General features: G+C 44.4%; 10 protein-coding genes. 7 read left to right on the plus strand and 3 right to left on the minus strand.

From position 1 onward, the window contains the following. Nucleotides 1-14: 14 nt before the first annotated feature. On the plus strand, nt 15-1,385 hold the full coding sequence (locus CSV60_RS14830; RefSeq protein WP_099637515.1) for an alpha-amylase family glycosyl hydrolase: 1,371 nt from the start codon (nt 15-17) through the stop codon (nt 1,383-1,385). 313 nt (nt 1,386-1,698) lie between these two features. Here CSV60_RS14830 and CSV60_RS14840 read toward each other — a convergent pair whose 3' ends face one another. Both CSV60_RS14840 and CSV60_RS14845 read right to left on the minus strand, forming a co-directional pair. Further along, nucleotides 1,699-2,556, minus strand: a complete 858-nt coding sequence (locus CSV60_RS14840) for a DegV family protein (protein WP_099637517.1) — start codon at nt 2,554-2,556, stop codon at nt 1,699-1,701. Nucleotides 2,557-2,568: 12 nt separating this feature from the next. Next, nucleotides 2,569-3,393, minus strand: coding sequence for a Cof-type HAD-IIB family hydrolase (locus tag CSV60_RS14845; RefSeq protein ID WP_099631044.1), 825 nt, complete (start codon nt 3,391-3,393; stop codon nt 2,569-2,571). A gap of 173 nt (nt 3,394-3,566) precedes the next feature. On the opposite strand from CSV60_RS14845, the gene CSV60_RS14850 reads away from it, so the two are divergent. The 4 genes from CSV60_RS14850 to CSV60_RS14865 all read left to right on the plus strand — a co-directional run bounded on the left by CSV60_RS14850 (nt 3,567) and on the right by CSV60_RS14865 (nt 8,394). Continuing rightward, nucleotides 3,567-4,343, plus strand: coding sequence for a prolyl oligopeptidase family serine peptidase (locus CSV60_RS14850; protein ID WP_099637518.1), 777 nt, complete (start codon nt 3,567-3,569; stop codon nt 4,341-4,343). 46 nt (nt 4,344-4,389) lie between these two features. Next, nucleotides 4,390-4,704, plus strand: a complete 315-nt coding sequence (locus CSV60_RS14855) for a metal-sulfur cluster assembly factor (protein WP_029052483.1) — start codon at nt 4,390-4,392, stop codon at nt 4,702-4,704. A 916-nt stretch (nt 4,705-5,620) separates the two neighbouring features. Beyond that, nucleotides 5,621-6,100 (plus strand): ribonuclease E activity regulator RraA, encoded by a 480-nt coding sequence (rraA, locus tag CSV60_RS14860; protein ID WP_099631040.1) that lies wholly within the window; start codon nt 5,621-5,623, stop codon nt 6,098-6,100. A 155-nt stretch (nt 6,101-6,255) separates the two neighbouring features. Beyond that, a complete protein-coding gene (locus CSV60_RS14865) occupies nt 6,256-8,394 on the plus strand; it encodes an ATP-dependent Clp protease ATP-binding subunit (RefSeq protein ID WP_369803165.1) in 2,139 nt (712 codons plus the stop codon). A gap of 57 nt (nt 8,395-8,451) precedes the next feature. Here CSV60_RS14865 and CSV60_RS14870 read toward each other — a convergent pair whose 3' ends face one another. Continuing rightward, a complete protein-coding gene (locus tag CSV60_RS14870) occupies nt 8,452-8,634 on the minus strand; it encodes a YjzD family protein (RefSeq protein WP_099631038.1) in 183 nt (60 codons plus the stop codon). A gap of 178 nt (nt 8,635-8,812) precedes the next feature. On the opposite strand from CSV60_RS14870, the gene CSV60_RS14875 reads away from it, so the two are divergent. Beyond that, nucleotides 8,813-9,745: a beta-ketoacyl-ACP synthase III gene (locus CSV60_RS14875; RefSeq protein WP_099631037.1), complete on the plus strand. Its 933-nt coding sequence runs from the start codon at nt 8,813-8,815 to the stop codon at nt 9,743-9,745. Nucleotides 9,746-9,789: 44 nt separating this feature from the next. Beyond that, the gene (fabF, locus tag CSV60_RS14880; protein ID WP_099637519.1) at nt 9,790-11,025 is read left to right on the plus strand and encodes a beta-ketoacyl-ACP synthase II; all 1,236 of its coding nucleotides are present in this window, start codon (nt 9,790-9,792) and stop codon (nt 11,023-11,025) included. The last annotated feature ends 308 nt before the right edge of the window (nt 11,026-11,333 follow it).

Below are 11,333 nucleotides of genomic sequence, written 5' to 3' on the forward strand. Positions count from 1 at the left end.
GAGGATATACTAAAGTGAAACGAATAATCGGACTACTGGCAACGTGTATGCTTGCCCTTTCGATAGCACTACCTGCTTTTGCAGATACTGACCGGGCTTTCAGCGACGAAAGTATCTATGATTTACTTGTCGACCGTTTCAATAATGGGATCGAATCAAATGATATCGAAGTCAACGCACAAGATCCAGCTGCGTTTAACGGTGGCGATTTTGCCGGAATCAGCAATCGATTGCAACACTTGATCGACATGCACTTTACGATGATTTCTGTCGGACCGGTTTTCAAAACAGCTTCATATGATGGAAATGAAGTTCTTGATTATTATGAGATTGAGCCGCACTTCGGTACAGCGGAAGAGTTCATCGCATTAATTGAAGAGATGCATGCGAATGATTTAAAAATTATGGCGGATTTTCCTTTAGTAGGTGATGTTAGCGATCCAGCTGTACAGCAAGAACTGACGGATGCTGCTGTACAATTTGTTTCCGATTATGAGTTGGACGGGCTTCGTTTGACATTACTTGATCATGCGAATACGGAGTTCCTAAACAACATGATTGAAGCCGTGAAGGATGCGAACAAGGGGTTATACGTGATTACAAATGAACAGAGTGATGCGTCATTTGACAGTGTACCGGCTGAAAAACAAAGTGCAGCCATTCAGGAATCATTCGTGCAAGTAGATCCAGATACTTCTTCATTGGATCAGTTTAGTAATGACGATGCAGGTAAATTACTGCAACTTGATGATTTAACTGGACCGCGTTTTACATATAAAATGGTGGAACTTCGTCAATTCCCGCCGACACGTTGGAAAGTCGCAACGGTTGCACAATTCATGCTTCCTGGAGTTCCACTAGTTCCTTACGCAACGGAAATAGCCGTGAATGGTAAAGAAGCACCGGAATCTCATCCGTTCTTTAATTTTAAAACCGATATGGAGTTACATGAGTGGATTGGTGATCTAAACACTCTTCGAAATGATTCGGAAACACTTCGTACAGGTGATTTCAAGATTTTGCATAATAAAGACGGATTTGTCGTATTTGAACGATCTTCTGAAGATGAGAAGTGGATCATTGCGCTCAATAATACGTCGAAAGTGCAAAGCTTGGAGCTTGATCCTGCTGGGCTTGGGGAGAATAAGAAACTTCGTGGCGTGCTTGGTCAAGATTTGATTAAAGAGACGAAGGATAATAAGTATCACGTGGTCCTTGATCGTGAGTTGGCGGAAGTATATATCGTCGAGGAGGATAAAGGATTTAATACGCCTTATCTGATTGCTTCGATTATGGTAGTTGTTCTGTTTGTCTTGTTCTTGTATATGGTTATACGGAAGGGTAAGCAGGGTCGGACTGAGGAAGCTGTTAGAGAGAAGAAGTAAGGGGTAAGGCACCGTTGATCGACGTTCCGGGTGGACGCTTTCCCGAGGGCGTGGCTTGAGCCAAGCGAAAAGCGAAGGGTTTGCTTTGCCGTATTTCTGTGTACTTTGCAGAAATTAAGGCACCTGACCAGGGTCTCAAGGCGCACGCTGATCCTCCGGGAGTCGCCACCCTACACTTACGATCAACTGGCGTATTCCATTGAAATTAAAGAGTTGTTCAAAAAAGTTCAAAAGAAAAAGGTTCAAGAAAAGTTCCTGATACTGGAACAAGTCTTGAGCCTTGGACAGTTTGCGGTGTATGCAGGCTGTTTTTTTATTCGTTTTTTGTGTGATTGAGGAAGAATAGGGCGATAGTTCCGGGACCGGCGTGTGAACCGATGACGGAGCCTATTTGGTGGATTTCGATTGCTTTTGGTTGAATGACTTCTTGAATCATTTCCTGAAACTCTTTGGCAGTGGTCAGGTCATCGCCGTGGCTGATGGCGATGGTTTGTTGTTGAAGATTACTGCCGCGTTCTTCCATCACTTCAATCATACGACGTAGGACTTTTTTGCGTCCCCGATGTTTTTCGATTGGGACGAGTTTTCCGTCTTCTACGTGAAGCAGTGGTTTAATATTGAGCAGGCCGCCGAAAAATGCGCTCGCTTTAGATACACGACCACCTTTTGCCAAGTAGTCCAGGTCTTCTACTGTGAATAGATGTTCCATATGCATCGCCATGGTGCGAATTTCTTGTTCAATTTCTCGCATGCCGAGGCCTTCGTTGCGCAGACGGACCGCTTCTTTTACAAGTAGACCAATGCCAAGTGAAGCGCAGTGTGTGTCGATTACTGCCAAGTTCATAGAAGGGTTGTCACCTTTTACTAGGTCACTCGTCATAACGGCTGTTTGGTATGTTCCTGACAGTTGGGAGGAGAAGGCGATGTATATACCGTCTTCACCGGACGCTGCAAGGTCTTTCCAGCTGGTCATCATTTTATCGGGTGAAGCTTGGGATGTCTTTGGTTGTTGTCCCTCGCGAATCGCATCGAAAACTTCCTTGGAGTTGATCTCGACGATATCTTCGTATTCTTTGCCGTCTAGAAGAACGCTTAACGGGAATAGTTCTACTTCGTTATCTGTAAAGAAGTCTAAAGGTAAATCACAAGCGCTATCCGCAAAAATTTTCATTTCTTTTCCCCCTTATACGACGATGTTTTTCTGTAAGGATAATCGCTCTTCTAGTATACGTGAAATTCCGTCTTCATTATTCGTGTCGGTTATTTCGTCTGCAATGGATTTCAAACGGTCGATCGCATTCCCCATTGCGACACCTACCCCCGCATAGTCGATCATTTCGAGGTCGTTGTCTTCGTCTCCAAATGCGATGATTCGGTCAACCGGTACGTTCATCCATTTCGCAACCGCGTCAATGCCTACAGCTTTATTGAGGCCGTGACGTACTATTTCCACGATGTCAAATGGAGCTCCCCAACGACGGTGATCGATGACTTCCGCATGCAAGTCTTCAAGATGCTGTCGAATCGGATCAACTGTTAACGGGTCGGCTTGAATTAACAAGCTTGTTGGATCGGTTCTTAATGAATTCCGAATATCACCAGCAGTGATGAGTGGATTACCAAAGTTTAAAATGTCTAAAAATCGTTCATCATGATACTGCGCATAGACGTCATCCATGACTTCCGCTATGATATTTTTAACTGGGAAGTTCTGCATGGCATCTACTACTTCATTGACAACTGGTAACGCAATCGTTTCGTGAATAGTTTGCCATGAACGATCGGTAGGGTGGTGAACAAAGGCACCGTTAAAGTTGACGATGGGTGTGGTCAGATCAAGCTGCTGGTAATAGACTTCACTAGCGCGGTATGGTCGTCCAGTCGCAATCATGACGTGGTGGCCTTGCGAAACAGCCTTACGAAGTGTCTGTTCTGTTTTGGGTGAAATGATTTTTTCATCCGTCAATAATGTTCCATCTAAATCTAAAACAATCAAATGTGGTTTCAAAAAAATCCTCTCCTACTAGTGCTAATACTTTCAGATTGTTATGTCTTTATAGTTTATCGTTAACGGTGTAAGTAAGTCAAAAAAATGAGTGATAAGGCGAAGGTATTGTCTTATCTGTTACATGTTGCTATTCTAACATAACAGTAAATGATTGTAGGAAAAGAGGAATCGTCATGATTATTCGTTCAGAAAAATGGCAAGAGATCCCGGTACTTCATATCGTGGAAGAGTCAAAAGAGAAAGAACGCATTCCTGTTGTACTATTTTTTCATGGATTTACTAGTGCGAAAGAACATAATTTACACTACGCATACAATCTGGCAAAACAAGGAATTCGTGTGATATTACCCGAAGCTAAACTGCATGGGGAACGTTCAAAGTCACTCGATGAGTTTCAACTAGCATTAAGCTTTTGGGACATCGTGTTAACTTCTATTCAAGAAGCAGATGTTTTATATGATGAACTATATAAAAGAGAATTGATCGATGACGAAACATTAATCGGCATGTGTGGTACTTCAATGGGTGGAATCACGACATTCGGCTGCCTCGCGAATTATGATTGGGTCGACGCAGCTTCCGTGATGATGGGTTCACCTGCATTCACGCGCTTAGCGAAAGGACAAATTTCTTACGCAGAGCGTGGCGGTAGGGAAATCCCGGTGTCTCAAGAAGAACGCGAGCAACTATTCGCAGCGCTTGATCAAGTAGATCTATCACAAAATCCAGGCAGACTACATCAGCGTCCACTTTTCATTTGGCACGGAGAACAAGATTCGATGGTACCGTTTGAGTTTACGAAAGAATTTTACGAGGAAATTCAAAAGGATTACGTAGAGCAGCCAGAGCTTTTGAAGTGGATGCCTGACGAAAATGCAGGCCACTCCGTTTCACGTCCAGGAATGCTTGCATCAGTCGATTGGCTTGCACACCATTTGCGTGCAAGGTAGTATGTTGGTAAGATAAGATTACTACACAGCAGAGAGGAGCATTCCGATGAACACAGAAGAAGAAATCAAGCAGTATTTATTTGGTGCGTTAGAAAACGTCATCGACCCTGAATTAGGTATTGATATCGTCAATCTTGGATTGGTTTACAATGCAGAGTTGCTCGACGAAGGAGTCGCGAAAGTTACAATGACGCTGACGTCAATGGGTTGCCCAATGGGTCCACAAATTGTAGCGAATATTGAGCAAGAGCTAATGGAACTTCCAGAGGTCAAGGACACAGTGGTAGATATCATTTGGAATCCACCATGGTCCCGCGATAACATGTCACGTTATGCCAAGATTGCACTAGGCGTACGTTAATAGAATACATCAACCACACCGTTTTATATGGTGTGGTTTTTTTAATGGCTTATGAGTCAGAATGAAAAGGAATGGAGTAGGTGGCAGGTTGTTGGGGTGGGGATTGGCGCTTCGGAGGGGGCGCTTTCCTGCGGGCATGGCTTGAGCTTCCTCGTCCGCTAAGTGCAGAGACATGCTCCTAACGCTTCGCTTTTACTCGCAAAAGCCGTTCTTCGTTACGGCTTTCGCTCCTATAGTAGTCTCAATTAATCGGGCTGTTTCTCTCCGTAACAATAGCCAGCATTATATAGAATAGGCTGACGAGGTGTTGGGGTAGGGGATTGGCGCTTCGGAGGGCGTGGCTTGAGCCGCTTCCATCGCTTCGCTACGTCCAGGGTCTCAAGGCGCACGCTGATCCTCTCGGAGTCGCCCCTCCTAGTGCAAAGATGTGCTCCCAACGCTTCGCTTATGCTCGCAAAAGCCGTACTTCGTAACGGCTCTCGCACCAATCCCTTACGGGGTGAGTGGGAGCCACTTGTTGTTGTGCTTTGAAGTTAGGATTTAAATTTAGTTTGAACTTGAACTTGAATTTACCCCATTTCAAAAGACAACAATAATTCATATCCACTTGCCAGTGTGTAATCCACTTCTCCCACTTTAATAAGTAGGATGGAAGCGGAAGCTAGCGGCGACTCCCGATGGATCAGCTCGATCAGGTGAGACGACCAAAAGAGAGCGCAGCGAACTGGTTGGCTCACCGCGAGCCCATGGGAAAGCGTCCGCTAGCTGGAGCTTCCATCCCATGACAAACACTAAGTAACCCACCTAGCCAATCCACATATCCAAAATAACAACATTAAAATAAAAAAGGAAATGCAAGATTTTGTCGAATAGGAATAGGGTAGCGTCAAACAGAATGTACTAGGGGGAATGGGAAATGTCAGTTAAAACAGCAGACCTGTGTGATGACTTCATCGACGAACTGCAAGTGTGTACAGTAGAATTCAAATCCTACGGGAAGCACAAGAGATTCTCGGGGCCGATCTCAACAGTAAAAGTCTTTGAAGACAATGTGTTAGTAAAGGAAGCACTACAAACGATTCCGGAAGGCAATGTATTGGTTGTAGACGGCGGAGGGTCAAAACGCTGCGCACTCATGGGGGACATGCTCGGCGAAATCGCGCAAGATCGTAAACTTGCGGGTGTTATTATCTATGGCTGTGCACGCGATACAGCGGATCTTGGTACACAGGAAATCGGTGTCATGGCGATTGGCAGCATGCCCGTGAAAAGTATCAAACGTGGCGAAGGGCAGAAAGAGGAAGTCCTTCATTTCGGAAACGTTGAATGGACACCAGGTCACTATGTTTACGCGGATGAAGACGGGGTAGTCGTTGCGTCTCGCCAACTAGTTTAATACACGTCGCTCGCATAATTGCGGGCGACCTTTTTTATCTAACAAACGTACATTCATTCGAGTGTTAATCTTTTACATTACGCAAAAAATATACTATAATTAAATTAATCAAAGATAGTCAAAGTCAAATTAATGAGAGGCGGATGTATATGCGTATGGATGGAATGCAAGAAGATCAGCGCTCACCACTAGAGCAATTCGGTCGCAATCTTGTGGAAGAAGTGAAAAACGGGAAAATGGATCCGGTTATTGGCCGGGATGAAGAAATTCGAAATGTAATCCGTATATTATCGAGAAAGACAAAAAATAACCCAGTCTTAATCGGTGAGCCGGGAGTCGGTAAAACGGCGATTGTTGAAGGATTGGCACAGCGTATTGTAAAAGGTGATGTGCCTGAAGGGTTGAAAAACCGTCAGATTTTCGAGCTGGATATGAGTGCGCTAATTGCGGGTGCGAAGTATCGTGGAGAGTTTGAAGAGCGTCTGAAAAGTGTCTTGAAACAAGTGAAAGAAAGTGATGGAGAAATCATCATGTTCATTGATGAGATTCATACTATAGTAGGTGCTGGAAAAACAGAAGGTGCGATGGATGCGGGGAATATGTTGAAGCCGATGCTTGCACGTGGTGAATTGTACTGTATTGGTGCGACTACGCTTGACGAGTATCGGATGTATATCGAGAAAGATCCGGCACTTGAAAGACGATTCCAGCAAGTGATGGTACGTGAACCGTCCATAGAAGATACAGTGTCCATTTTGCGTGGATTAAAAGAACGTTTTGAATTGCATCATGGTGTGCGTATTCATGACCGTGCAATTGTTGCGGCGGCAACATTATCTGATCGGTATTTAACTGAGCGTTTCATGCCGGATAAAGCGATTGATTTAATTGATGAAGCGAGCGCAATGATTCGTACGGAAATTGATTCGATGCCATCTGAACTGGATGCGGTGACTCGTAGAATTATGCAACTCGAAATTGAAGAGCAAGCATTACGTAAAGAGAAAGATACGATGAGTCAGTCACGCCTTCAGACTTTACGAGAAGAGCTGCAAGACTTGAAGGATTCTTCAAAAGATATGCGGGAGCAGTGGGATAAGGAAAAAGCGGCATTAAAAATTATTCAAGCAAAACGGGAAGAACTTGATCGCTACCGCCGTGAACTTGAGGAAGCGCAAGGTAATTTTGATTTAAACAAAGCCGCTGAATTACAGTACGGTAAAATCCCGACGTTGGAAAAAGAATTAAAAGAATTGGAAAGTCCGTTAGAAGGAACAAAAGATATACGTCTTTTACGTGAAGAAGTGACGGAAGAAGAAATTGCTTCTATCGTTGCTCGCTGGACAGGCATTCCGGTAACGAAACTCGTTGAAGGCGAGCGTGAGAAGTTATTGCGCTTACATGAAACTTTGAAAGAACGTGTCATTGGACAAGACAACGCAGTACAACTCGTCACTGAAGCTGTCTGGCGTGCGCGTGCTGGGATACAAGATCCGAATAAGCCTATTGGGTCGTTCTTGTTCCTAGGGCCTACTGGTGTAGGAAAGACAGAGCTTGCGAAAACGCTGGCTGCTACGTTATTTGATTCGGAAGATCATTTCGTACGAATCGATATGTCTGAGTATATGGAGAAACACAGTGTGTCACGTCTAGTCGGTGCACCTCCAGGATACATCGGCTATGAAGAAGGCGGTCAGTTAACGGAAGCGGTTAGAAGAAATCCATATGCCGTAGTATTGTTGGATGAAATTGAAAAAGCGCATCCTGATGTGGCAAATATTTTACTGCAGATTCTAGATGATGGGCGTATTACAGATAGTCAAGGACGATTAGTAAACTTTACAAATACTGTCGTCATCATGACATCGAATATCGGGTCCGCTTATTTACTTGAGAATGATTTGGAGGATACTGAACATGCCAAAGAAGATCTGATCATGGCAGCTCTTCGCGGTCATTTCAAACCTGAGTTACTGAACCGAATGGATGATATCATCATTTTCCATTCATTGACTACAGATTCATTTAAAGCAATTACCAACAAGATGCTCGGTGATTTGGTTGGTCGTCTGGAAGAGCAGGATCTCGAGCTCGTCTATGATGATGAAGTACTCGACTGGATTGTTCGTGAAGGAGCAGATGCGGACTTTGGTGCGCGGCCGTTAAAACGATTCATTCAACGACATGTGGAAACGAAAGTTGCGAAAGAAGTAATACGAGGTGGTCTTGTAGAAGGACAGCAAATCAAACTGTCCATGCACGAAGGGGAATTAGTTGTAGAAGTTGTCCGATGAGATCAAAATAAAAAGCGTAAGAACTGGTGAACAGTTCTTACGCTTTTTGATCGTAAATCAAACGTCTGCTGGAGATTCGTTTGGAATGATTGCAGTGATAATCAATACAAGTACAGCCAAAACGATTGAGACGGTAACGCCCGCCATGAAGTCAAATGCATTGCCACCAATGGAGCCCGCAACGTAGTTTAACATAGCTACCAAGAGGAACGACCAAACAAATGTCATAATATAGTGCATGATTTTCACCTCGACTAGTCTATTTCATAATACATCATACCATAGCAAACTAAATCGTTGAAAACAATATATGTATTATATTTGACGAAAAAGTGTCCTCGTCTTGAAAAAACATATTTTTTCTTCTATAATTACTACCAGGTACTAATATTAGATGATAAGGAACGGGGTAGATGAAATGAGAGCTGGACTTTTAGGAATGGGGAAATATGTTCCGCCCACTATTGTAACAAATGAAGATTTAGAAAAAAGTTTAGATACTTCAGACGAATGGATTCGCACGCGTACGGGAATCGAAGAGCGTAGAATCGCATCAGATGATATTAAAACATCAGACATGGCATTTGAAGCAGCAAAAAACGCATTACAATCAGCAGATATTCGTGCTGATCAAATCGGTCTGATTTTGGTAGCCACGGTTACACCGGATACTATTTTTCCGTCCGTTTCATCGATGATCCAGGAACGTCTAGGTGCAAAGAACGCAGCAGCGATGGATGTTTCCGCAGCGTGCGCAGGGTTCATGTATGGTGTGGTAACAGCGAAGCAATTTGTTGAATCTGGCACGTATGATTATGTTTTAGTAGTAGGCGTGGAAAAGTTATCGGGAATCGTTGACTGGGAAGACCGCAATACCGCTGTCTTGTTTGGAGATGGCGCAGGAGCGACAGTTGTTGGGAAAGTTAGTGAAGGAAGAGGGATCCTTTCATTTGAATTGGGTGCAGACGGTTCAGGTGGAAAACATCTTCATCATGACAAATATTTAGAAATGAATGGCCGTGAAGTATTCAAGTTTGCGGTACGTCAAATGGGAGAAACAGCAGTCAGTGTCGCTGAAAAAGCTGGTTTAACGACGGACGAAGTGGACTACCTGATTCCTCACCAAGCAAATATTCGTATTATGGAAGCGTCACGTGAACGTTTAGGCTTGCCGGTTGAGAAAATGTCGAAAACGGTTCATAAGTACGGAAATACATCGGCTGCATCTATACCGATTTCATTGACAGACGATTTAGCAGAAGGTCGAGTGAAAGATGATGATGTGATTGTACTTGTAGGATTCGGCGGCGGCTTGACATGGGGCGGCTTATGTATAAAATGGGGTAAGTAAATAGCCTGGCAAATAAAAGTTGACAATAGAAAGGAAGTTTGAAATTGGAAAAACGACGTGTAGTGGTAACGGGTATCGGTGGAATCTCTCCGGTAGGTAACTCGGCTGAAGAATCTTGGAAATCCGTGTTAGAAGGGAAATCAGGTATTGACACGATGACAAGACTGGATCAGGAGAAATTCCCGGTCAGCGTAATGGCAGAGGTTAAAGGTTTCAATATTGAGGAATACGTTTCCCGCAAAGATGCCCGTAAAATGGATCGATTCACGCACTATGCAGTTGCTTCAGCAATGATGGCAATAAAAGACGCGAACCTGGAACTTGAAGGCGACCTAGCGCTTCGTACAGGAGTTTGGATTGGTTCAGGAATCGGCGGAATGGAATCACATGAGACACAATTTAATACATTCCTCGAAAAAGGGTACCGACGCGTCAGTCCATTTTTCGTTCCTATGATGATTCCGGATATGGCTGCAGGACAGGTATCGATTTTCACGGGTGCTAAAGGAATCAACTCTTGTTCCGTAACAGCTTGTGCATCCGGTACAAACTCTATCGGCGATGCATTCGAAGTAATCCTTCGCGGAGATGCAGACGTTATGATCACAGGTGGAACTGAAGCGCCCATTACGTCACTTGCAGTAGCAGGTTTCATTGCAAGCACAGCGTTATCTTTAAATGATGATCCTAGCAAAGCTTCCCGTCCGTTTGATAAAAACCGCGATGGCTTCGTAATGGGTGAAGGTGCAGGTATTTTGATTTTGGAAGAGTATGAACATGCGGTAGCACGTGGAGCGAAGATCTATGCAGAAATCGTTGGCTACGGTTCAACAGGAGATGCGCACCATATTACAGCACCAGCACCAGGCGGAGAAGGCGGAGCGCGTGCGATGCAACAGGCATTGGCAAAAGCGGGCGTTGAACCTACGCAAGTCAATTATATTAACGCGCATGGAACGAGCACGCCGTATAATGATTTGTTTGAGACGATGGCAGCAAAGACTGTGTTTGGTGATCATGCGTATAAGTTGGCGATGAGTTCGACTAAATCCATGACGGGTCATTTGCTTGGCGCGGCTGGTGGTATTGAAGCGATCTTTACTGTGAAGGCGTTGCAGGAAGGGATTTTACCTCCTACGATGAACTATGAGACGCCGGATCCAGAGTGTGATTTGGATTATGTAGTGAATGAAGCGCGTAAGGCAGATATTACGTATGCAATGAGTAACTCGCTTGGCTTTGGTGGGCATAATGCTTCGTTGGTGTTTAAGAAGATATAAAGATAGACGGAAAGGGTCGTTTAGACTCCTTTCCGTTTTTATTATGGAAGAAGTTCAAGTTCAGGGGCCATGGCTAAGGGGAGGGCGCCGTTGACCGACGTTCCAGGCGGACGCTTTCCGGAGGGCGTGGCCCGAGCCGCTTCCTTCACTACGTTCAGTCCAGGGTCTCGAACTCACGCTGATCCTCCCGGAGCATTCCTGTTTGGTTAGTGGAGCCCTATTGAAATAGAAAAGTCCCCTTGGTATGATTCGGGGGTGTCAAGGCATCGACTACTTGACCCCTAATAATAACCAAGGAGGACTCACAT

It is taken from the genome of Sporosarcina sp. P7 (assembly GCF_002743425.1).
In the GTDB taxonomy this organism is placed as follows: Bacteria; Bacillota; Bacilli; order Bacillales_A; family Planococcaceae; genus Sporosarcina.

Bases quoted from the DNA above. Each gene is read 5' to 3' on its own strand.
- CSV60_RS14840 (WP_099637517.1), bottom strand. From the start codon at position 2,556: ATGAAAATTTTTGCGGATAGCGCTTGTGATTTACCTTTAGACTTCTTT.
- CSV60_RS14850 (WP_099637518.1), top strand. From the start codon at position 3,567: ATGATTATTCGTTCAGAAAAATGGCAAGAGATCCCGGTACTTCATATC.
- CSV60_RS14855 (WP_029052483.1), top strand. From the start codon at position 4,390: ATGAACACAGAAGAAGAAATCAAGCAGTATTTATTTGGTGCGTTAGAA.
- rraA (WP_099631040.1), top strand. From the start codon at position 5,621: ATGTCAGTTAAAACAGCAGACCTGTGTGATGACTTCATCGACGAACTG.
- CSV60_RS14865 (WP_369803165.1), top strand. From the start codon at position 6,256: ATGGATGGAATGCAAGAAGATCAGCGCTCACCACTAGAGCAATTCGGT.
- CSV60_RS14870 (WP_099631038.1), bottom strand. From the start codon at position 8,634: ATGCACTATATTATGACATTTGTTTGGTCGTTCCTCTTGGTAGCTATG.
- CSV60_RS14875 (WP_099631037.1), top strand. From the start codon at position 8,813: ATGAGAGCTGGACTTTTAGGAATGGGGAAATATGTTCCGCCCACTATT.